The sequence below is a fragment of the Plastoroseomonas arctica genome (assembly GCF_018128965.1).
Classification (GTDB): Bacteria; Pseudomonadota; Alphaproteobacteria; order Acetobacterales; family Acetobacteraceae; genus Plastoroseomonas; species Plastoroseomonas arctica.
Genome location: NZ_JAAEDH010000007.1, coordinates 25,441 through 44,512, shown reverse-complemented (window position 1 = coordinate 44,512; position 19,072 = coordinate 25,441). Strand labels below are relative to the sequence as shown.

General features: G+C 68.4%; 18 protein-coding genes. 4 read left to right on the top strand and 14 right to left on the bottom strand.

The window, feature by feature from the left end; genetic code table 11:
• Positions 1 to 14: 14 nt before the first annotated feature.
• The 3 genes from GXW79_RS07850 to GXW79_RS07840 all read right to left on the bottom strand — a co-directional run bounded on the left by GXW79_RS07850 (position 15) and on the right by GXW79_RS07840 (position 4,091).
• Positions 15 to 1,040: an amino acid ABC transporter substrate-binding protein gene (locus GXW79_RS07850; protein WP_211873822.1), complete on the bottom strand. Its 1,026-nt coding sequence runs from the start codon at positions 1,038 to 1,040 to the stop codon at positions 15 to 17.
• A gap of 43 nt (positions 1,041 to 1,083) precedes the next feature.
• A complete protein-coding gene (locus tag GXW79_RS07845) occupies positions 1,084 to 2,967 on the bottom strand; it encodes a TRAP transporter permease (RefSeq protein ID WP_281414688.1) in 1,884 nt (627 codons plus the stop codon).
• A 137-nt stretch (positions 2,968 to 3,104) separates the two neighbouring features.
• The gene (locus tag GXW79_RS07840; RefSeq protein WP_211873820.1) at positions 3,105 to 4,091 is read right to left on the bottom strand and encodes a TAXI family TRAP transporter solute-binding subunit; all 987 of its coding nucleotides are present in this window, start codon (positions 4,089 to 4,091) and stop codon (positions 3,105 to 3,107) included.
• 188 nt (positions 4,092 to 4,279) lie between these two features.
• Here GXW79_RS07840 and GXW79_RS07835 point away from each other — a divergent pair, with 188 nt between their 5' ends.
• Positions 4,280 to 5,260, top strand: a complete 981-nt coding sequence (locus GXW79_RS07835) for a YeiH family protein (RefSeq protein WP_211873819.1) — start codon at positions 4,280 to 4,282, stop codon at positions 5,258 to 5,260.
• Positions 5,257 to 6,651: a DHA2 family efflux MFS transporter permease subunit gene (locus GXW79_RS07830; protein ID WP_211873818.1), complete on the top strand. Its 1,395-nt coding sequence runs from the start codon at positions 5,257 to 5,259 to the stop codon at positions 6,649 to 6,651. Before GXW79_RS07835 ends, GXW79_RS07830 begins: the two co-directional genes overlap by 4 nt.
• Here GXW79_RS07830 and GXW79_RS07825 read toward each other — a convergent pair.
• Both GXW79_RS07825 and GXW79_RS07820 read right to left on the bottom strand, forming a co-directional pair.
• Positions 6,648 to 7,613 (bottom strand): Bug family tripartite tricarboxylate transporter substrate binding protein, encoded by a 966-nt coding sequence (locus tag GXW79_RS07825; RefSeq protein WP_211873817.1) that lies wholly within the window; start codon positions 7,611 to 7,613, stop codon positions 6,648 to 6,650. The genes GXW79_RS07830 and GXW79_RS07825 overlap by 4 nt on opposite strands.
• A 6-nt stretch (positions 7,614 to 7,619) precedes the next feature.
• Positions 7,620 to 8,582 (bottom strand): Bug family tripartite tricarboxylate transporter substrate binding protein, encoded by a 963-nt coding sequence (locus tag GXW79_RS07820; RefSeq protein WP_211873816.1) that lies wholly within the window; start codon positions 8,580 to 8,582, stop codon positions 7,620 to 7,622.
• 130 nt (positions 8,583 to 8,712) lie between these two features.
• Here GXW79_RS07820 and GXW79_RS07815 point away from each other — a divergent pair, with 130 nt between their 5' ends.
• Complete coding sequence (locus GXW79_RS07815) at positions 8,713 to 9,702, top strand: amidohydrolase family protein (RefSeq protein WP_211873815.1); 990 nt, start codon at positions 8,713 to 8,715, stop codon at positions 9,700 to 9,702.
• Positions 9,703 to 9,994: 292 nt separating this feature from the next.
• Here GXW79_RS07815 and GXW79_RS07810 read toward each other — a convergent pair whose 3' ends face one another.
• The 3 genes from GXW79_RS07810 to GXW79_RS07800 are packed head-to-tail and all read right to left on the bottom strand — an operon-like array spanning position 9,995 to position 13,040.
• Positions 9,995 to 10,813, bottom strand: coding sequence for a carbohydrate ABC transporter permease (locus tag GXW79_RS07810; protein WP_211873814.1), 819 nt, complete (start codon positions 10,811 to 10,813; stop codon positions 9,995 to 9,997).
• Positions 10,810 to 11,721 (bottom strand): carbohydrate ABC transporter permease, encoded by a 912-nt coding sequence (locus GXW79_RS07805; protein ID WP_211873813.1) that lies wholly within the window; start codon positions 11,719 to 11,721, stop codon positions 10,810 to 10,812. Before GXW79_RS07805 ends, GXW79_RS07810 begins: the two co-directional genes overlap by 4 nt.
• Entirely contained in the window at positions 11,718 to 13,040 is a 1,323-nt protein-coding gene (locus tag GXW79_RS07800) for an extracellular solute-binding protein (RefSeq protein WP_211873812.1), read from the bottom strand. The genes GXW79_RS07805 and GXW79_RS07800 overlap by 4 nt, the downstream gene beginning before the upstream one ends.
• Before the next feature lie 231 nt (positions 13,041 to 13,271).
• Here GXW79_RS07800 and GXW79_RS07795 point away from each other — a divergent pair, with 231 nt between their 5' ends.
• Positions 13,272 to 14,300 carry an amino acid ABC transporter substrate-binding protein gene (locus tag GXW79_RS07795; RefSeq protein ID WP_211873811.1) on the top strand — a complete coding sequence of 343 codons (1,029 nt, stop codon included), beginning with the start codon at positions 13,272 to 13,274 and terminating at the stop codon, positions 14,298 to 14,300.
• 151 nt (positions 14,301 to 14,451) lie between these two features.
• Here GXW79_RS07795 and GXW79_RS07790 read toward each other — a convergent pair whose 3' ends face one another.
• Genes GXW79_RS07790 through rpmH form a run of 6 tightly spaced genes read right to left on the bottom strand, consistent with a single transcriptional unit; the run spans position 14,452 to position 19,020 of the window.
• Positions 14,452 to 15,720, bottom strand: coding sequence for a replication-associated recombination protein A (locus GXW79_RS07790; RefSeq protein WP_211873810.1), 1,269 nt, complete (start codon positions 15,718 to 15,720; stop codon positions 14,452 to 14,454).
• A gap of 52 nt (positions 15,721 to 15,772) precedes the next feature.
• The gene (gene yihA / locus GXW79_RS07785; protein ID WP_408901547.1) at positions 15,773 to 16,447 is read right to left on the bottom strand and encodes a ribosome biogenesis GTP-binding protein YihA/YsxC; all 675 of its coding nucleotides are present in this window, start codon (positions 16,445 to 16,447) and stop codon (positions 15,773 to 15,775) included.
• Complete coding sequence (gene yidC, locus GXW79_RS07780) at positions 16,444 to 18,234, bottom strand: membrane protein insertase YidC (RefSeq protein ID WP_211873809.1); 1,791 nt, start codon at positions 18,232 to 18,234, stop codon at positions 16,444 to 16,446. Before yidC ends, yihA begins: the two co-directional genes overlap by 4 nt.
• A gap of 10 nt (positions 18,235 to 18,244) precedes the next feature.
• Positions 18,245 to 18,508, bottom strand: coding sequence for a membrane protein insertion efficiency factor YidD (yidD, locus tag GXW79_RS07775; protein ID WP_211873808.1), 264 nt, complete (start codon positions 18,506 to 18,508; stop codon positions 18,245 to 18,247).
• On the bottom strand, positions 18,505 to 18,861 hold the full coding sequence (rnpA, locus tag GXW79_RS07770; RefSeq protein ID WP_211873807.1) for a ribonuclease P protein component: 357 nt from the start codon (positions 18,859 to 18,861) through the stop codon (positions 18,505 to 18,507). Before rnpA ends, yidD begins: the two co-directional genes overlap by 4 nt.
• 24 nt (positions 18,862 to 18,885) lie before the next feature.
• A complete protein-coding gene (gene rpmH / locus GXW79_RS07765; protein WP_211873806.1) occupies positions 18,886 to 19,020 on the bottom strand; it encodes a 50S ribosomal protein L34 in 135 nt (44 codons plus the stop codon).
• Positions 19,021 to 19,072: the final 52 nt, after the last annotated feature.

Here is a 19,072-nt window from a genome sequence, read left to right as displayed (position 1 = left end):
GATGCTTCGCGTCGTCAGCGCACCGGCATCGCGTACATCAGACCGCCACGGGTCCAGAGATTGTTGAGCCCGCGCGGCAGGGCGACGGAGGATTGCGGGCCGAAATGGCGGTCGTAGATCTCGCCGTAATTGCCCACCGCGCGGATCGCCGTATAGGCCCAGCGCCGATCGACGCCCATCATCGGGCCGTGGTCGCCGGCCACGCCGAGCAGGCGGCGGATGGCGGGGTTGGGGCTCGCCAGCATCGCCTCCGCATTGGCCTGGGTAACGCCGAGTTCTTCCGCCTCGATCAGCGCGAACAGCGTCCAGCGGACGATGTCGAACCACTGGTCGTCGCCGTGGCGCACGGCCGGCGCCAGCGGCTCCTTGCTGATGATGTCGGGCAGGATGACGTGGTCGCCAGGCACCCGGGCGGTGGAGCGGATGCCGGCGAGCTGCGAGGCATCGGTCGAGAAGGCGTCGCAGCGCCCCGAGAGATAGGCCAGCCGCGTTTCGTCATTCTGTTCGAAGACGATGGGGTTGATGCGGATGGCGTTGCTGCGCGCCCAATCGGCGAGGTTGAGCTCGTTGGTGGTGCCGGAGGTCACGCAAATGGTGGCCCCATCCAGCTGGGCAGCGCGTTCGACATTGGCGCGACGGTGGACCAGGAAACCCTGGCCGTCGAAGAAGTTCACCGCGGTGAAGTTGAGCCCGTTGGCGGTGTCGCGCGTCTGGGTCCAGGTGGTGGTGCGCGCGAGGACGTCGATCTGGCCCGATTGCAGCGCCGGCAGCCGAGCCTGGGAGGTGAGGATGGTGAAGCGCACCTTCTCCGCATCGCCCAGCGTCGCGGCCGCGACGGCGCGGCAGAAATCCGCATCCAGCCCGCGGTAGACTCCGCGGCTGTCCATAACGCCGAAGCCTGGCGCCCCGGGATGCGCGCCGCAGGCGAGCACGTCGCGCGCCCGCACGGTGGCGAGCGTGGGCCCGGGTGCGACCGCCTGGGCCAGCGCGGAAGCGGCGTTGAGCGTGAGAAGGCCGGCAGCGATGAGATGGCGAAGCATGGGGGTTCCCCTCGTTGTTGATATCGGGCGCGGCGGCGCCCGGTCAGGCGGTTCGCGGTGTCGTCGGTCGCAAACTCTGCCAGGCCGCGACGAGCGCGAGCGCGCCCATTCCGACCGCGAGCCGCGCCGGGTCGGGCAGCATGTGCGCAAACGCGGTCGCCAGACCGGCGGCGCCGAGCAACACGCGCAGCGCGATGTTGAGTGGCGCGAGCAGGAAGCCGGCATAGGCGGAGGTCACCAGCGTGAGGGCCGCGACCTGCATCAGGAAGGCGGTGACGATCTCGACCAGGCTGCCGCGCATCATGATGCCGGGATCGTAGATGAAGGCGAAGCCCACGGTGAAGCCGGCGATGCCGAAGCGAGTCGCGTGCACGGAACTCATCGTGGGGCTGGCGCGCGCGATGGCGGCCGCGGCGAAGGCTGCGGCCGCGACGGGCGGCGTCGCATCCGCGATGACCGCGAAGTAGAATAGGAACATGTGCGCCGGCAGCAGGTCCACGCCCAGGGCCAGAAGCTGCGGCACGCCGATCGCGGCGGCGATGATGTAGGAGGGCGTGGTCGGCAGCCCGAGCCCGAGCACCAGCACAGTGGTCGCGAGCAGGATCAGCAGCAGCCAGAGCTGGCCCCCGGCCATCTCCTTGATGATGCCGCCGAACGCCACGACCATCCCGGTCGCCGTCAGCGCGGAGACCACGATGCCCGCCCCCGCGATGGAGACCGCGAGAGGCGCCATGGTTAGCCCCGCATTGGCCAGGGAGTCGAAGATGGCGCGCGGCGACATCCGCGTGCGGCGGTACAGCATCGCGATGGCGATCATCGCCATGGTCGCACAGAAGGCCGCGAAATTGCCCGACCACCGCTCGGTCATCAGCCAGACCAGCACGACGATGGGAATGACGAGATGCAGGTCCGCCAGCACCTCGCGCGCGGCGGGGATGTCGGCGACCGCCATGGGCTTCATGCCCAGGCGCTTGGCCTCGAAATGCACCGCGGCGAGGATGGCGAAATAGTACAGGATCGCGCCCAGGGTCGCGGCGATCAGGATCTCGCCATAGGGAATGTTCGTGATCTCGGCCATGACGAAGGCGGCCGCCCCCATCACCGGCGGCATCAGCGCGCCGCCGACCGAGGCCGCGCTCTCGATGCCCGCCGCCACCGTCCGGCTGTAGCCGATGCGGATCATCAGCGGGATGGTCATCGCGCCCGTGGTGATGACGTTGGAGACGGAGGATCCGCTCATGGTCCCGAACAGGCCCGAGGTGATGACGGCGACCTTCGCCGGACCGCCGGTGTAGCGCCCGGCTGCGACGGCCCCGAGGTTCTGGAACAGCCGCCCGGTCCCGCTCCCCTGCATGAAGGCGCCGAAGATGATGAACACCGCGATCGTCGTGGCCACAATGCCCGTCAGCGGCCCGTAGACGCCGCCCGCGGTCGGGACCAGCCAGGCAGATTCCACGATTTCCGCAGGGGTGAAGACGCGGCTGTTCAGCACGCCGGGCAGGTGATGCCCCCACCACATGTAGGCGAGCGACCCGGCCACCATCCAGGCGAGACCCGGTTCCACCGCGCGTCGCGTCGCCTCGAGCAGCGTGATGATGCAAATGATGCCGAGCGCCATCATCAGGGGCGAGAAGGGGTCGACATATTCCATCCGGTCGCTGACCGCGTCGGCGTTCCAAAGCACCCAGGCGTGCGGTGCCGCCGCGGCCAGGGCCCAGATCCAGTCGAGCAGGCTCGGACGATGCTGCGGCGAGGCAGCTCGCGCCGGGTAGAGCAGGAACAGGGGTGGGACGAAGACCAGCAGGTGGAAGCCGCGCATGCGGATGGGTTCGGGAAACCCGGTTCCGCCGAAATACAGGTGCACGGCGGCTGCGCAGGCCATCAGAGCCAGTATCGCGGTGCGAAGATGTGGGGTGAGAGTTCTCATGTGACAGCATGGGGGAAATGAATTTCCCCCAAACCCCCATTCTTTTATTTTTGATTTATTGGTGCTTCCTCACGGCCGCATCCAAAACACAAAAATAAAAGATGGGGGTCTGGGGGAATTCTTTCCCCCAGCCTTTCTTAAGCCGCCGGCATCACGCCGGCCTCACGAAACGCCCGAGCCGCCCCCGGATGCAACGGCAGCCCCGCATAACGCCACGCCGCCGCAGGGTCCCAGGCTCCCATGCTCGGGTGGATGGTGACCAGGCGCGGACCCTTGTTGCGGATCAGCGTGCGCGTCACGCGGTAGGCGATGTCGTCGGGCAGCGTGTCGTGCACCATGATGACCGTGTCCATCGTCGTCACGGGCACATCCGCCGTCTGCAGCTGCGGGTAGGTTCCGGCCGGAAGCACGCCCTGGCTATAGGCGTAGGTGGTCTCCAGATGCGTGCGGATATCCTGCGGGAAGGCGACCAGCTGCGAGGTGCGCCGGCCTTGCGAGATCTCGGTCAGGATCGCCGCGGGCTTGGCGAGTGCGACGTAGAGGCAATCCACCTGGCCATCGGCATAGGCCGAGGCAATGTCGTTGTAGCTGCCCATCAGGTAGCGTCCGCCCTCCGCGTTGATCTTCTCGGGCGAGGTGTCGAGGAAGCGCAGGATGCGGCGCAGCGTCATCTCGTCGGTGGAGCTGCGCTGCGGTGCGCCGATGCGTAGGCCACGCTGCGTCAGGATGCCGCGCATGTCGCTGGGGCCGGAGGCACTAGTGGCGCGGAGGAAGTTGTGCTCGGTCGGCGAATAGCCGGTGCCGAGGCTCTTGAGCCGCTCGTGCTTGGCCGAATAGGGGTCCTCGCCGCGCGCGGCGGCGGCGGCGAAGGCGTCGATGCCCCAGCCCATCATCGAGGTCGCATTGTTCACGCGGGTGGAATTGGCCAGCCCGCCGCCGGGGACGACGCGGATCTGCAGGTCGGAGTTCTCGTCGCGCACCAGGGCGGAGACGCCGGCGGCCATGGTGTACCAGCCGCCGCCGAGCGAGCCCGCTACCCACTCCACCGTGGTCTGCGCCTGCGCCACGCGGATGAAGGGCATGGCGAGAGCGGCGCCGAGGACGGCACGGCGGGTGGCGGACATGGCGGGCACTCCTTGTTCTGGTTCCGGGATCATGGACGCGGGCGCCGCCACCGCGCAATCCGCGGAATGCCTGTGACGCATTGCGCGGGTTGACGGCGGCCAGCCCCGGGGCGAGCGTCGTCCGGCATTCAGGACTCGTCCCAACCATCATGGCTGCTCCCTCCGGCGCCGCGGCGCCCGCATCACGCATGGACAGGTTTCGCGTGCTCGCGCCCGGGTTGCTGCTGTCCTTCGCCATCGCCGCGGCCGCCATCGTCTTCCGTGGCCAGACCGGGGTGGCGGCGCTGAACCCGGTGGTCGTGGCCCTCGTCGTGGGCATCGGGATCCGCGCCGCGACGGGGCCGATGGCGGTGCTGACACCGGGCATCGCCTATGCCGTGCGCCCGGTGCTGCGCGCCGCGATCGTGCTGCTGGGGTTGCAGGTGACCCTGCCGCAGCTTGTGGCACTCGGGCCGGGCGCGCTGGCGCTGGCATTGGCCGTGGTGGCGCTGACGCTGCCCTTCACCATCTGGCTTGGCGGCGTCCTGGGCGTGGACCGGGCGCTGTCGCAGCTGATCGGGATGGGCACGGCGATCTGCGGCGCCTCGGCGATCGTGGCCGCCAATCAGGTGGTGCGCGGCAAGGGCGAGGATGTGACCTATGCGCTCGCCGTCATCACCCTGTGCGGCACCGGGGCGATGCTGATCCTGCCGGGCCTGGCGGGCCCGCTCGGCCTCGACGCCGGCGCCTATGGGCTGTGGGCCGGCGCCTCGGTGCATGAGGTGGTCCAGGCGGTGGGTGCCGCGGCCGCCGGTGGCGAGGCCGCGACCCAGAGTGGCACGGTGATGAAGCTGGCGCGCGTCTTCCTGCTCGCCCCGGCGCTGCTCGCGCTGGGCTGGTGGGTCTCGCGCGGGGCGGGGGCGGGACAGGTGAAGGCGCCGGTGCCGTGGTTCGCCTTCGGCTTCCTCGCGCTCGTCGTGCTCGGCAGCACCGGGCTGGTGCCTCGCGAGGCGGTGGATGCCAGCCGCTTCCTGGTGCCGCTGATGATGGCAGCCTCGGTCGCGGCGCTGGGCCTCTCGACCGACCTGCGCGCGCTTAGGGCGCGCGGGGTGCGGCCGATGGCATTGGGCGTCGGTAGCTCCCTGTTCATCTCGGGGCTCGCGCTGCTCGGGGTCATGCTGCTCCGATGATCCATCGCGGCGACCCGCGGCTTACCGCCGCGATCGTGGCGAGCGCCTTGTTCATGCAGAATCTCGACGGCTCGGCCGTGAACACCGCGCTGCCGGCCATGGCGCGCGAATTCGCGACCGAGCCCGCGCATATGAGCGCGGCGGTGACCGCCTACCTCGTCTCGCTCACCGTCTTCATCCCGGCCTCGGGCTGGGTCGCCGACCGGTTCGGGGCGAAGCGCATCTTCCTCATGGCGATCGTGCTGTTCGTCGGCTCGTCGATCCTGTGTGGCGCCGCCGGCAGCTTTTCGCAGCTGGTCGCAGCCCGCATCCTGCAGGGGGTGGGGGGTGCGATGATGATCCCGGTGGGCCGGCTGCTGCTGCTGCGGGGCGTGCGCAAGGACCAGCTGCTGACGGCGACGGCCTGGCTCACCACGCCCGCCGTGCTGGGGCCGGTGATCGGGCCGCCACTGGGTGGGCTGCTGACGGACGCACTGTCCTGGCGGTGGGTGTTCTGGATCAACATCCCGGTCGGCATCATCGGCCTGATCGCGGCCTGGCGGCTGATCCCGCGCCCGGAGCAGGGCCCGCCACCCAAGCTCGACGCGGTGGGGCTGCTGCTGGTGGGGGCGACGCTGGCCAGCGGGATGATCGGCATCGAGACAGCGGGGCGCCACATCCTGCCCGACTATGGCTGGCTGGTCGCGCTGGCACTGAGCGCGGTGCTCGGCATCGCCGCGGTGCGGCATCTGAAGCGTGTGGTGCAGCCGGCGATCGACCTCACACTTCTGCGCGTACCGACCTTCCATGTCGCGGCCGTGGCGGGGACGGTGTTCCGCATCGCGGCCGGTGCCTCGCCCTTTCTGCTCGCGCTCACCCTGCAGATCGGGTTCGGGTGGAGTGCGACGCAGAGCGGGCTGGTGGCCTTCGCCACGGCCCTGGGTGCGTTTTCGATGAAGCCGCTGGCACGGCCGCTGCTGCGCCAGTTCGGCTTCCGCAACGTGGTGCTCGGCAATGGCCTGGTCGCCGCCGTGGGCCTGGGCGTCGGCGCGCTGTTCTCGCCCGCCTGGCCGGCGGTGGCGATCTTCATCGTACTGGCGATCGGCGGGCTGTCGCGGTCGCTGCAGTTCACCGCCTACAATACGCTTGCCTTCGCGGACCTGCCGCCGGAGCGGCTCTCGGCCGGCACATCCTTCTATGGCACCGCGCAGCAGCTGCCCCAGGCGCTGGGCGTGGTGCTCGCGAGTGCCGCGATCGGCGTGAGCGCGGCGCTGGCCGGGCGGGGCGCTGGTGGGCTGGCGGATTTCGCGGTGGGGTTCTGGGTCGCGGGGGCGGTCGCGCTGCTGGCGATACCGCTCGCCTGGGGCCTGGCGCGGGATGCGGCAGCCGAGGTCTCCGGCCACCGCGGCTAGTTCACGGTGATGCCGAATTCCTGCGTCAGCGCCGTCCAGCGGGCGACGTCGCGCGCGAGATAGTCCGCGAATTCCGCCGGGCTCTCGCTCGGCGTCACGCGCAGCCCCTGGCCTTCGAGGTTCGCCAGCACCGCCGGCTCGCGCAGCGCGCGGATCGTGTGCGCGTGCAGCGTGGCGATGATCTCGGCGGGAGTGCCGGCGGGCACGAACAGCCCGTTCCACAAGGTGGTGGTGAGGTCAGGAAAACCGGCCTCCAGCGTCGTCGGCGTGTCCGGCAGCTGCGCGATGCGCTCGCGCGAGACCACCGCCAGCGCGCGCATCCGCCCCGATTGGATATGCGGCAGCGCGGTGACGAGGTTGAATTCGCTGATCTGCGCATCGCCACGCAGCATCACCGGCACGATCTCTCCCGCGCCGCGCAGTGCAAGGTGCGTGAGTGCGATGCCGGCCCGCCGCGCAAAGGTCTCGAGGTCGATGTGCTGGTAGGATCCCACCCCTGCCGAGGCGAAGACCAGCGGGTTCGGCGACCGCCGCGCGAGGGCCACGAATTCCGCGAGGCTGGTGGCCGCCACACTTGTCGGCGTGAGCATGAGTTGCGGCGCCTCGATCAGGTTGGTGATGGGTGCGAGGCCGCGCGCCGGCGTCAGCGGCCGGTCCGGACCCGCCATCGCCGAGTTGATCGCGTGGGTGGAGACGTTGTTGACGATCAGGGTGTGCCCGTCGGGGCGTTCGCGCATCACCACGTCATTGGCGATCCAGCCATTGGCACCGGCGCGGTTTTCCACCACGACGGGCTGGCCGAGGGCGCGCGACAGCGGCTCCGCGAGCACGCGCGCGATCAGGTCCGTGGTGCCGCCTGGGACCAGCGGCAGGATGATGCGCACGGGCCGGGTCGGCCAGCCCTGGGCTAGGGCAGGGGCGGCGAGCGGCAGCGCGAGGATTGTGCGACGGGTGGCCTGCATCGCCCGTCACTCCATCCGGATGCCGGCGTCGCGGATGAGTGCCGCCATCGCCGCGTGCTCGCGCGTCAGGTTCTGCGCGAAGGTCTCTGGCGTGTTGCCGACGATGCCGTAGCCCAGCCCCTCCAGCCGTTCGCGGATCGCGGGCAGGGCGAGGGCCTCGCGGAGTGCGGTGTTGAGCCGCGAGACGATCGGCGCCGGTGTCCCGGCCGGGGCAAGCAGCGCCGCCCAGGTGTAGAAGGCGAAGCCTGGCAGCCCTGCTTCCGCGATGGTCGGGCTGTCCGGAAATGCCTCGCGCCCGACGCCCGCCGTTGCAATCAGCCGCAACCTGCCCTCACCGATGAACGCGTTTGGCGTCGGCAGGCCGAAGAAGCCCAGGCTCACATCGCCCGCGACCACGCCCGTCAGCGCCGGCGTTGCGCCTCGATAGGAGATGTGGTTCATCCGCACACCCGCGCGCTGCAGGAACATCTCCATCGCCACATGCTGTGGGCTGCCCGCGCCGCCCGAGGCGTAGTCGATCGCCCCCGGCCGTGCGCGCGCCTGCGCGATGACCTCCGCCACGTTCGTCGCCGCGAAACCCGGATGCGCCACCAGGGCCCAGCGGATCTGCACGATCTGCCCGATCGGCGCGAAGTCGCGCAGCGGGTCGTAGCCCGCCTGCGAATTCAGGTTCGGCAGCATGGTCAGAACGGCGTCGTTCGTCGCCAGCAGCGTGTAGCCATCCGGCGCCGCACGCGCCCCCGTGCGCATGCCCACGATGCCTGAAGCCCCCGTCTGGTTCTCGATCACCAGGCGCTGCCCGAGCGCGCGCTCCACCGGATCGGCCACGATGCGGAACACCACATCCACGGCGCTGCCGGCGGCGAGCGGCATCACCACGCGGATGGGACGGTCAGGGTAGGGCGCCTGCGCCATCGCGGCCGCGACGCCCCCCAATACCAGAGCGCAGGCCAGCACCAGACGCCGCATTGCTTTACTCCCCGCACGCGCTTTCGTTGCCGGCAGGGGACAGGCGCCCCACCACCGTGTCAAGCGCGCCGGCACCGCTTGCCGCCGCCCGCGCGCCCGTGTTCGATGCGTACGCACAGGAGCCCCCCGCATGACCGTCATCGACGCGCACACCCACATCTTCACCGAGACGATGATCGACGCGATCGCGCGCGAAGTCCCCTCGCTCGCGCCGAAACTCACCCGCGTGGATGCGGACAACAGCGCGCTCGAACTGCTCGGCGTGAAGCAGAACCCCTTCCCGCGCGGCGCCTGGGACCTCGAACGGCGCTTCGCCGACATGGCAAAGCAAGGCGTCGACATGCACGTCATCTGCAACGTGCCGCAGACCTTCCTCTATGAGGCCGAGGCCGGCGCCGCGGACGCCGTCACCGAGATCCAGAACGCCGCGATCGGCGCGCTCTGCCGCCAATACCCGGACAAGTTCATTGGCCTGGCCGGCGTGGCCATGCAGGACCCCGTCCGTGGCGCCGCCACGCTGAAGCGCGCCATTACCCAGCACGGACTGCGCGGAGTCCACATCGGCTCCAACGTCGGCGGCCGCAATCTCGATGACCCCGCGCTCGATCCCGTTTGGGCCGTGATGCAAGCCCACAAGCTGTTTGTCCTGGTCCACCCGCACCGCGTTGTCGGCGCCGAACGCATGCACAGCTACTATCTCACCAACCTCATCGGAAACCCCCTCGAGACCACCATCGCCGCTGCCTCGCTGGTCTTCGGCGGCGTCATCGAGCGCCACCCCGATATCCGCTTCGTTCTCTCCCACGGCGGCGGCTTCACGCCCTACCAGGCCGGCCGATTCATCCATGGCTGGGAGGTCCGCAAGGAACCCCACGTCACCCTCAAAGGCCACCCGTCCGAAAGCCTGAACAAACTTCTCTACGACAGCATCACCCACGCCACTGGCGCCCTCCAATTCCTCCTCAAGGACGTCGGCGCCGACCGCATCATCTTCGGCACCGACTACCCTTTCGACATGGGCACCGAAACCGGCGTCGCCGAGATCGCCGCGGCCACGCCCGACCCCGCGACACAAGCAACGCTGCTGGCCGGCAACGCGCGGGCGTGGCTGGGGGTGTAGGGAGAGGAAAACAAGGTGAGGGGCTTTGCCACCTCGATCCCCACCAGGAGCCTGTGGCGCCTGGACCCCCATTTGTGGTTCTGAGTTTGGGGAGGGATGTGCTTGCTGAATGAGTCTGGTTGGGGAGTCGCGGGAACGCCCGCTGAGCGGGAGCGCCTCGCGCCCCTCCCCAACCAGACGCGCCTCCGGCGGGCTCAAAGCCCTCTCCAAAACTCAGGGCCAACAAATGGAGGTCGAGGATCGACGCGATCCTCGCAGGGTCCAGGGGCAGAGCCCCTGGCCTTGCTTTCTCCTACGCCCCTTTCACTCCGCCCGCCGTCAGCCCGGCGACGATCTGCTTTTGCGCCAGGAGGGTCAGTAGGAGGACGGGAGCGGTCACCAACAGGGCCGCGGCCGAGAGCGGGCCCCAGGAGATTTGTTCGAAGGTCAGCATGTTGTTCACGGCGACGGGCAAGGTGCGGGTTTCGCGCCCGGCGAGGACGACGGCGAAGATGAAGTTGTTCCACGAGAAGATGAAACTGAGGATGCAGGCCACGGTGATGCCGGGTCGTGCCAGGGGCATGGCGACGTGTCGGAAGGCTTGCCAGATGGTCGCACCATCGACGAGGGCGGCTTCTTCGAGTTCGCCTGGCAGTCCTTCGAAGAAGGAGATCATCACCCACACCACGATGGGCAGCGTGATGACCAGGTGGGTGATGATGATGGGTGCGAGGGTTCCGGTCAGCCCCAGCCATTGGAACAGCAGGAACAGCGGGATCAGGTACGACAGGCCCGGCGTGATGCGGGCGATGAGGATGAGGCCGGCCAGGCGCGTGGCGCGCATCTTGGCGATGCCGTAGCCGGCGGGGACGCCGAGCAGGAGCGCGATGCCGGTGGCCGAGAAGCTGACGATGACGGAGTTCCACGCGTAGAGCAGGAAGTCGTTGCGCGCGAAGACTTCGGCATAGTTGTCGAGCGTGGGCGGGGAGGGGATGAAGACGGGTGGGAAGGCGGTGTTGTCGAGCTCGTTCTTCAGCGAGAGCGACAGCATCCACAGGAAAATGAGGATCGCTGGCGAGATCAGCAGCACGACGGAGAGCGCAAAGCCCAATTTGCCCAAGATGCGCTTCACGGCCGCACCTTCTCGCGCGTCCACATCAGCAGCGCGGCGAGTGTGAGAATGAGGGCGAAGAACACCACGACCACCGCGCTGGCGTAGCCCATGTTGTAGAAGGCGAAGGCCTGCAGATAGAGATAGATGTTGATGGTCTCGGAAGCACTTCCGGGTCCGCCTTGCGTGATGACGTAGATGGTGTCGAAGGCTTTCAACGCGTCGATGGTGCGGATGATGAGCGCGACGACCAGGTATGGCGCGAGCAGTGGGAGAGTGATGTAGCGGAACACCTGCAACGGCGTTGCGCCATCGATCTTCGCAGCCTCATAGGGGTCGATGGGCAGCGCGGCCAGGCCACCGAGCAGAAGCAGCATCACCAGCGGCGTCCAGTGCCAGACTTCCACCAGCACCAGCGTCGGGATGACGCTGTCCGCGTGATAGACCCACATGCTCGGTGGGATGCCGACCTGTTGCAGCAGCCAGTTCAGCACGCCGAGCTGGGGATGGAACATCATCGTCCACACCAGTGCGACCGCCACGGGTGTCGCCATCATCGGCAGGATGAAGATGGTGCGGGCCAGGCCGCGCAGCGGGAATTTGTGATTGAAGATCAGCGCGGCCGCGAGGCCGAGAATCAGCGGGAAGATCACGGACAGCGTGGTGTAGTAGAGCGTGCGCAGCAGCGCCCAGCCGAAGCGTTCATCGGTGAACAGCTTGGTGTAGTTCGCGAAGCCGACAAACTCGCGCGTGCTGCCCAGCCGCCAGTCGAAGGCGCTGATGTAGAAGGTGAAGGCCCACGGAAACAGGATGGTACCCAGCACCGCGATCGCGGCGGGCACCACGAACCATATGTAATGCCGCGCATAGTTCCGCCGCCGCCGCTCGATGGTGGCGGCGGCCGCTTCGATGGCGGAGGCGCTGCTCAACTCTCGCGCTCGCTCCGCTCCAGGATGGGGCGGAACGCCGCGGTCGCCGCGCGCATCTCGGCCGCCGGATCCGCACCGCCGATGGTGTTGGTCAGCGCGGTGCCGATCGTGTCTCGGAATTCCGTCACCGGCAGGATCTCCGGCAGGCCGGCGCGAGCGATGGGGGCGCTGGCGAGCAGAGTGGCGAAAAACTCGCGCGGGAAGGGGCTGCCGGAAATCGCCGCCTCGTCGCGCAGCGCACTGACGCGGGCCGGCACGCCGGCGCCGGCGGAGAGCATCCGGGTCTGCATCTGCTTGCCCAGCGCCCATTGCAGGTAGAACCAGGCCGGGCCCTTCTTCGCACTCGCCTCGGGGATGCCGTAGCCGGCGCCGAACAGGGCGCAGTGATGGTTCGCCGGCCCGCGCGGCACCACCGCATAGCCGACCTTGCCGGCGACGCGGGAGCGCTGCGCATTCTCCAGCGGTGCGGCGAAGCCGATGCCGTCCACCCACATCGCCGCACGGCCCTGCATGAAGGTCGTCTGGCACTCGTTCCAGTTGAAGCCGATGGAGCCTGGCGGGGACGCATCGCGCAGAAAGCGCTGGTACTGCACCGTCGCCCAGATCGCCTCGTCCGTGTCGGTGATGAGCTGGCGTTCGGCGTTGATCATGTCGCGCTGCCCTGTGCCGAGCAGGAAGGACGACCACAGCACCACATTGGCGTTCTTCACGCCGCGGCCGACATGGCCATAGACCTGCCGCGACCGATCCTCGATGCGCTTCGCACCCTCGAACATTGCGTCCCAGGTGGTGGGCACTTCGACGTTCTTCGCGGCCAGCAATTCCTTGTTGTAGTAGAGGATGAAGTAGTCGGCGAAGGCCGGCAGCGTATCCATGCGGCCATCGGCCTGGGTCGCGTAGCTGCGCATGCCCGCGCCGAAATCATCGAAGTCGAAATCGGGCGCGGTCAAAGTGCGGTCGGCGATCAGCGCGCGGATGTCGGTGTTCCACCGCGCGCGCCCCACTTGGCGCTTGTTCACATGCAGGCTCACCTCGCCCACGTCGAAGGAGGGCCGGCCCGATGCGTATTCGATGATGATCTTCTGGCGGTGCTGCTGCTCCGGCACCACCTCGACACCCGCACGAATGCCGGTGAGCTCCTCGAATTCGCGATTGTGCTGTTGCAGGAGCGTCCCGCGCGGAGACGTCTGGACCGAAACCTCGATGCGTTCGCCACGGAAGCGCCGCCAGTCGAAGGCGCTCTGTGCGTTGGCGCGCTCGATGATGGCCGGGGCCGCAAGCGTGCCCAGAAGCGCGCCGCGGCGCGTGATGCCCTGCATGAACTTCTCCCCAGTTTCTTGTTGCTGATATCCTCGCGTTGTTCGGGTCCTATCCGCAAGGCAGTTCTTCCGGCCTGGCGCCTAAAAACCAGGCAGGCGAGGGCGTGGACGCGGTCGATGACCGGCCCATCCCGCTAGACACAGGCGCGCGCCGCCGCCGAGACTGCGCCCGCCGGGCAAGAAGGATGGCGCGCGGCCATCGCCTGCAAAACAAGGGAGAAGGACACACCGATGACCCGTCTGTTCACATTCGCGGCCGGCGCGCTCGCGCTCCTGGCCGCCGCGCTGCCCGCTTCGGCGCAGTCGCCCGCACCGGCCGACACTGTTGCCGCCATTCGCGCGCGCGGCGCGCTGCTGTGCGGCGTGGCCCCCTCGACCCCGGGCTTTTCCGCACCCGACAGCCGCGGCGAGTGGCGCGGCATCGATGTCGACACCTGCCGCGCCGTCGCCGCCGCCCTGCTGGGCGACGCGACCAAGGTGCGCTTCGTGCCCGCCAGCACGCAGCAGCGCTTCACCATGCTGCAATCGGGCGAAATCGATATGCTGGTGCGCAGCACCACCTGGACGCTCGGCCGCGAAGCCTCGCTCGGCCTCAGCTTCGCGGGCGTGAATTTCTATGACGGCCAGGGCTTCCTGGTGCGTCGCGATTCGGGTGTGACCACCGCCACGCGGCTCGATGGCGCGACGGTCTGCGTGCAGCCCGGCACCACGACCGAGCTGAACCTCGCCGACTACTTCCGCACGAACCGGATGCGCTTCACCCCCGTCGTGATCGACAATGTCGAGGAGCTTCGCAACGCGTTCCGCTCCGGGCGCTGCGACGTCTATACCAACGACGCCTCATCGCTCGCCTCCTTCCGCGCCGGCGAGGGTCCCAACGCCGAGCGCTACCTGCTGCTGCCCGAGATTATCTCGAAGGAGCCGCTGGGCCCGGTGGTGCGCAAGGGCGACCCGCGCTTCTTCGACATCGTCCGCTGGTCGCTGTTCGCGCAGCTGACGGCGGAGGAACTCGGCATCACGTCGGAGAACATGGGCACCTTCAACGACAGCACGAACCCCGATGTGCAGCGCTTCCTCGGCCGCACCGGCGAGCTCGGGCGCCAGCTGGGCGTGAACAATGACTGGGCGGTGCAGATCGTGCGCCAAGTGGGCAATTTCTCGGAGATGTGGGAGCGCAACATCACGCCGCTTGGGATCCAACGCGGGATCAACAACCTTTGGAACCGGGGTGGACTGCATTATCCGCCGCCGATGCGGTGATCTCGGACGACAGCATGGGGGAAATGAATTTCCCCCAAACCCCCATTCTTTTATTTTTTGTTATTGGTGCTTCCGGACGGCCAGCACCAATAAATTAAATATAAAAGAGTGGGCGCAAACGTATACGTGGGGAGAATTCTTTTCCCCCGCCTTACTTCCTTTTCGCCTTGAGTCCGGCCCAGTACTCCAGCCGCTTCTTCACCTCCCGCTCGAACCCCCGCTCATTCGGCACATAGAATTCCTGCGGCCCGAGGGCTTCGGGGAAGAATTCCTGCCCGGCGTAGGCGTCAGGCTGGTTGTGGTCGTACTTGTACCCCGCGTGATAGCCAAGCTCCTTCATCATCCGCGTGGGTGCGTTGAGGATGTGCAGCGGCGGCGGCAGGTGTGCGGTGCGTTCGGCCTCCGCCAGCGCCGCTGCGAAGCCCATGTAGGAGGCGTTGGATTTCGGCGCCGTCGCCACGTAGGTGATGGCCTGGGCCATGAACAGCTTGCCCTCTGGCCAGCCGATGCGGAGATAGGCGTCCCATGCCGTGATCACCTGCGGCACCGCCTGAGGGTCGGCCATGCCTATATCCTCCGCGGCCGCGCAGGCGAGGCGGCGAAACACGGTTTCACCCGCCTCGCCGGCGACCATCATCCGCGCGGCGTAGTAGAGCGCGGCCTGCACGTCGGACCCGCGCAGAGCCTTGTGGAAGCAGCTCAGCAGGTCGTAGTGCCCGTCGCCGGCCTTGTCGTGCGTGGGCATGCGCCGTTGCAGCAGCTGGCCCATGGCCTCGAGGGTGAGCGGCGCGGCGTCTTCGGCGCTGAAGATCAGCTCCGCCATGTTGAGCAAGTAGCGCCCATCGCCGCCGGCGAGGTCGATCATCGCGGTGCGCGCCTCGGGCTCCAGGGGCAGGGGGAGTCCCTCCTCGGCCTCGGCGCGGGTGAGCAACTGGGCGAGGGCGGGCTCGTCCAGCTTCTTCAGCACCAGCACCTGACAGCGCGAGAGCAGCGCGCCGTTCAGCTCGAAGGAAGGGTTTTCGGTGGTCGCGCCGACCAGCACCACGGTGCCATCCTCGACGACAGGGAGGAAGCCATCCTGCTGGGCCCGGTTGAAGCGGTGGATCTCGTCGCAGAACAGCAGCGTGCCGGTGCCGGCAGCGCGGGCCTTGCGGGCGTCCTCGAAGACGCGGCGCAGCTCGGCGACGCCGGACTGGATCGCTGAGATCGCGACGAAGTTCCGCCCGCTCTGCTGGGCGAGAAGGCGGGCGATGGTGGTCTTGCCGGTGCCTGGCGGCCCCCAGAGGATGATGGAGGTGACGGCGCCGGCGGCCACCATGCGGCCCAGCGGCGCGCCAGGGCCGAGCAGATGCGCCTGCCCCACCACCTCCGCGAGGGTTGCGGGACGGACGCGGTCGGCGAGGGGGCGTGGCGAGCTCATGCGCTCAGGATATGGGAATTCCGCCGATCCCGTGCCACGGGGTTAGCCGTGTTCAGCCGAGCAGCGCGGCGATCTCGGCGCGGAGTTCCGGCATACCCACGCCGGTCTCGCTGCTGGTGGTCAGCACCAGCGGGTGCGCGGCGATGTGCTTGCGGGCGATCGCCGCCGCCTCCTCCTGACGGGCGGCTAGGCGCGCGGGCTTGCAGTCGTCCGCCTTGGTGATGACGATCTGGAAGGTGACCGCGGCCTCGTCGAGCAGCTTCATCGCGGCGTTGTCGGCGGCCTTGGTCTCGACGCGGGCATCAAGCAGCAGGAACACCCGGCGCAGCGTGGGCCGGCCCCGCAGGAAGCCGAACATCAGCCCCTGCCAGTCCGCCTTCACGCTCTTCGCCGCCTGCGCATAGCCATAGCCGGGCATGTCGACGAGCGTCATGCGCTCGCCCAGGTCGAAGAAGTTCAGCTGCCGGGTGCGGCCGGGGGTGTTGGACACCCGCGCCAGCGCGTTCTGCCCGGTCAGCGCATTGACCAGCGAGGACTTGCCCACGTTGGAGCGGCCGCAGAAAGCGATCTCCAGCTTGTCCGTCGGTGGCAGCTGATCGAGCTTCTGGGCCGCGTAGAAGAAGGTGCAGGGGCGGGCGAACAGCAGACGCCCGGCCTCGATCAGGGCCGCCCGCTCGCCATCGTCGCGCGCTTCGGACAGGCCTCCGGCTGGAAGGGGCGCGCTCACCCCTTCTTGGCGAGCGCGAGGGTCCTGCGCGCCGCCATCCGCTCCGCCCGCTCCTGCCTGGTGATCCAGGCCTGCTGCGCGATCGAGAGCAGGTTATTCCAGCTCCAGTAGATCACGAGGCCCGCCGGCATCGAGGCGAGCATGAAGGTGAACAGCACCGGCATGTAGGTGAACAGCTTCGCCTGGATCGGGTCGGTCGGCTGCGGGTTCAGCTTCTGCTGCACGAACATGGTGACACCCATGATCAGCGCCCAGGCCGGCAGGTGCAGGAAGGAGGACAGCTGCATGGGATCGAACGGCAGCAGCCCGAACAGGTTGAACAAATTGGTCGGGTCCGGCGCGGAGAGGTCGCGGATCCAGCCCACGAAGGGCGCCTGGCGCATCTCGATGGTGACGAACAGCACCTTGTAGAGCGAGAAGAAGACCGGGATCTGGATCAGGATCGGCAGGCAGCCGGAGACCGGGTTGATCTTCTCGGTCTTGTACAGCGCCATCATCTCGGACTGGACCTTGCGCGGGTCGTCCGGGTAGCGCTCCTTGATCTCGGTGAGTTTGGGCCCGACCAGCTTCATCTTGGCCATCGAATGATAGGCCTTGTTCTGTAGCGGGAAGAACAACAGCTTGATGCCGAGCGTGAAGACCAGGATGGCGACGCCGAAATTGCCGAACAGGTCGTAGAGGAAGTCGATGGCGTAGAAGAACGGCTTGGTCAGGAAGTAGAACCAGCCGAAATCCACCGCCTTGTCGAAATCGGTGATGCCGAGCGTGCGCTCGTAGAAATCGAGCGTCGCGACCTCTTTGGCACCGGCGAAAAGACGCGTTGCGATGGAGGCCGTGGCACCCGCGGCGACCTCGACCGGTGCGGCGGCGGCGAGGTCCGCCTGCCAGCGATCCACGCCACCCTCCGAGACGTGGCGGAAGGCGGTGCGCATGGCGATGTCGCGCGAGGGGATGAGGGCCGCGAGCCAGTACTTGTCGGTGATGCCGGCCCAGCCGCCGGCGGAGGAGGCGACCTCGAAGGCCGGGCTGCCGGGGCGCTTGGCGGCTTCGGACTTGGCCGAGGAATAGCTCCATTCCTGCAGGCGGCCGTCGAGCACGCCGACGAAGCCTTCATGGAGGATGTAGAAGCCCGCGAGCGTGGGCGTGTGCTCGCGGCGGATGCGGGCCCAGGGCAGCACCGAGGCCGCCTCGGTGCCGGTGTTGCGCACGGCCTGCGTGACCGAGACCATGTAGCGCTCGTCGAGCGTCAGCGCGATGGTGAAGACCTGCCCCTGGCCATTGTCCCAGGTGAGCGTCACCGGGCTATCGGGCGCGAGGCGCGCCGCGCTCGCACTCCATTCAGTGTTGCCGTCAGGGATGCGGGTGCGTCCGTCCGCGGCGCTCCAGCCCCATTGGGCGAAATAGCCGGCCGTCGATTCGCGCGGTGCGAAGAGCTGCACGAGCGGCGAGTTGGGTGCGAGCGTGTCGCGGTAGCCGGAGAGTTCCAGCGTATCCAGCATTGCACCGCGGAGGTTCAGGCTGCCCTGCACGCGCGGGCCTTGCACCGGGATGCGAGGCGCCGGGCCACGGGGAGCCGCGGCGACAGTGGTGTCGCCTGGCGTGGCCGTCACGCTCTGGCCGGCGGCGGGCGGGGTCGTGGGGGCGGCGGGGGTAGCCGGCGTCGGCACCGTCTGGCTCTGCGGTGCCTGGGCGGTCGTCACCGGCGCGTTCGGCTTCACCAGCAGGTTGAAGGTGAGCAGGATGCCGATCGAAAGCGCGATCGCCAGAATGAGGTTCTTTTGGTCCATGGCGGGCGGATCAGCCTTTCGGCGACTGGGGGGTGGGCACCGGGTCGTAGCCGCCCGGGTGCCAGGGGTGGCAGCGAAGGATGCGGCGGCCGGCGAGATAGCTACCGCGCAGTGCGCCGTGTTCGGTCAAGGCCTCGACGGCATAGGCGGAGCAGTGCGGCTCGAAGCGGCAATGCGGGCCGATGATGCCGCGCAGCGTGTAGCGGTAGGTATGGACGCAGCCCTTGAGCACCAGTGCGGCGGCCTTGTCCACCTGGCCGAGGACCGCGCTCATCGGGTCACGCCCGCCTGGCGCAGCGCGCCGCGAAGGTCGCCCTGGAGTGTCGCGAAATCGCGTTTGCCGGTGGCGTCGCGCCCGATCAGCACCAGGTCCCAACCCGGGTCCATCGCACCTTCGGCGAGGAGGGCTGGGATGGCGAGGCGCGCGGCCTCGCGCAGCCGGCGCTTGGCGCGGTTGCGGACCACGGCGTTGCCGACCTTCTTGGTCACGGTGAAGCCGATGCGGGTTTCGTCGGAGGCGGCGCACAGGGCCTGCAGCACCAGCCCGGGCCGGGCCGCGCGCTTGCCTTTACCGGCGACTCGCAGGAAGTCGCGCCGGCGTTTCAATCGTGTGGGCCGTTGCGCCATGGGGCATGTCCGGCCGTCGCCTGCTCAGGCGGAGAGTTTCTTGCGGCCCTTGGACCGGCGATTGGCCAGGATGTTGCGGCCACCGACGGTGGACAGGCGGGCGCGGAAGCCGTGGCGGCGCTTCCGGACGAGTTTCGAGGGCTGGTAGGTACGCTTCACGACGCAATCTCCTGAATACCTCGCCCCACGCCCCGTAGGGCACCTGGTAGCG

What these genes read in the sequence shown, in the direction of transcription:
- GXW79_RS07850 (WP_211873822.1), bottom strand. Translation starts at nt 1,040, where the DNA reads ATGCTTCGCCATCTCATCGCTGCCGGCCTTCTCACGCTCAACGCCGCT.
- GXW79_RS07845 (WP_281414688.1), bottom strand. Translation starts at nt 2,967, where the DNA reads ATGAGAACTCTCACCCCACATCTTCGCACCGCGATACTGGCTCTGATG.
- GXW79_RS07840 (WP_211873820.1), bottom strand. Translation starts at nt 4,091, where the DNA reads ATGTCCGCCACCCGCCGTGCCGTCCTCGGCGCCGCTCTCGCCATGCCC.
- GXW79_RS07835 (WP_211873819.1), top strand. Translation starts at nt 4,280, where the DNA reads ATGGACAGGTTTCGCGTGCTCGCGCCCGGGTTGCTGCTGTCCTTCGCC.
- GXW79_RS07830 (WP_211873818.1), top strand. Translation starts at nt 5,257, where the DNA reads ATGATCCATCGCGGCGACCCGCGGCTTACCGCCGCGATCGTGGCGAGC.
- GXW79_RS07825 (WP_211873817.1), bottom strand. Translation starts at nt 7,613, where the DNA reads ATGCAGGCCACCCGTCGCACAATCCTCGCGCTGCCGCTCGCCGCCCCT.
- GXW79_RS07820 (WP_211873816.1), bottom strand. Translation starts at nt 8,582, where the DNA reads ATGCGGCGTCTGGTGCTGGCCTGCGCTCTGGTATTGGGGGGCGTCGCG.
- GXW79_RS07815 (WP_211873815.1), top strand. Translation starts at nt 8,713, where the DNA reads ATGACCGTCATCGACGCGCACACCCACATCTTCACCGAGACGATGATC.
- GXW79_RS07800 (WP_211873812.1), bottom strand. Translation starts at nt 13,040, where the DNA reads ATGCAGGGCATCACGCGCCGCGGCGCGCTTCTGGGCACGCTTGCGGCC.
- GXW79_RS07795 (WP_211873811.1), top strand. Translation starts at nt 13,272, where the DNA reads ATGACCCGTCTGTTCACATTCGCGGCCGGCGCGCTCGCGCTCCTGGCC.
- GXW79_RS07790 (WP_211873810.1), bottom strand. Translation starts at nt 15,720, where the DNA reads ATGAGCTCGCCACGCCCCCTCGCCGACCGCGTCCGTCCCGCAACCCTC.
- yidC (WP_211873809.1), bottom strand. Translation starts at nt 18,234, where the DNA reads ATGGACCAAAAGAACCTCATTCTGGCGATCGCGCTTTCGATCGGCATC.
- yidD (WP_211873808.1), bottom strand. Translation starts at nt 18,508, where the DNA reads ATGAGCGCGGTCCTCGGCCAGGTGGACAAGGCCGCCGCACTGGTGCTC.
- rnpA (WP_211873807.1), bottom strand. Translation starts at nt 18,861, where the DNA reads ATGGCGCAACGGCCCACACGATTGAAACGCCGGCGCGACTTCCTGCGA.